Raw genomic sequence first — 805 nt, forward strand, 5'->3', positions numbered from 1 at the left:
AGTAGCGTCGTTGGTGTGCAAGACACCGGACTTGTCGGAGTGCAGAAGACCCTCAGCCCGGTCCTCAGGGCCAAAGCACTGGACAACCGGTTGCCGGACCCGATCCTCGGCGACAAATACGCCGAGCAGGCGATGCGTCGCCTCGACCCGGACTACGACAAGCGCAGATTCGGTACCAGCCAGATGGGCCTCGCCGCCGTGGTGCGCGCCAAGGTCCTCGACGACTGGGCTCGAAGCTACCTCGCCGATCACCCCGACGCGGTGGTGCTGCACCTGGGCTGCGGCCTCGACGCCCGCGTGTACCGGATCGACCCGCCCACCACCGTCGACTGGTACGACCTGGACTACCCGTCCATCATCGAACTGCGGCAACAATTTCTGCCGCCGCGAGAGCACTACACCTTGATCGGCTCCAGTGTCACCGAGCTGACCTGGCTGGACCGTATCCTCCGCGGCCGGCCGGTGCTGATGATCGCCGAAGGACTGGTGCCCTACCTGACCGAGGCCGACCGCCGGCGGCTGCTGGCCAGCGTCGTCGACGCCTTCCCCACCGGCCAGATACAGTTCGACACGGTGGCGGTCTGGGCGTGGCGCACCTCGAAATGGGACCCCACGCTGCGCAAGTACGACACCCAATTCCACTGCGGCTTCGACGATCCGGCCGCGCTGGCCGATTGGCACCCGCGGCTCGAATACGTCGACGAGGCGCCGATGAACGACTCACCGGTGCTGATGGCCAAGGCGCCCGCGAACGTACGCCGCATGTTCCGTCTCTTGAACCTGCTGCCGGGCATGAAACGATCCA

Annotated in this window: 1 protein-coding gene; it reads left to right on the forward strand. The window is 66.2% G+C overall.

Going from position 1 to position 805, the window contains the following annotated elements; all coding sequences use genetic code 11:
• Positions 1 to 15 precede the first annotated feature (15 nt).
• The coding region (locus RJ1_RS45085) for a class I SAM-dependent methyltransferase (RefSeq protein ID WP_073371182.1) at positions 16 to 805 on the forward strand (790 nt) is incomplete at its 3' end.

It is taken from the genome of Rhodococcus jostii NBRC 16295 (assembly GCF_001894825.1).
GTDB lineage: Bacteria > Actinomycetota > Actinomycetes > Mycobacteriales > Mycobacteriaceae > Rhodococcus_F > Rhodococcus_F jostii.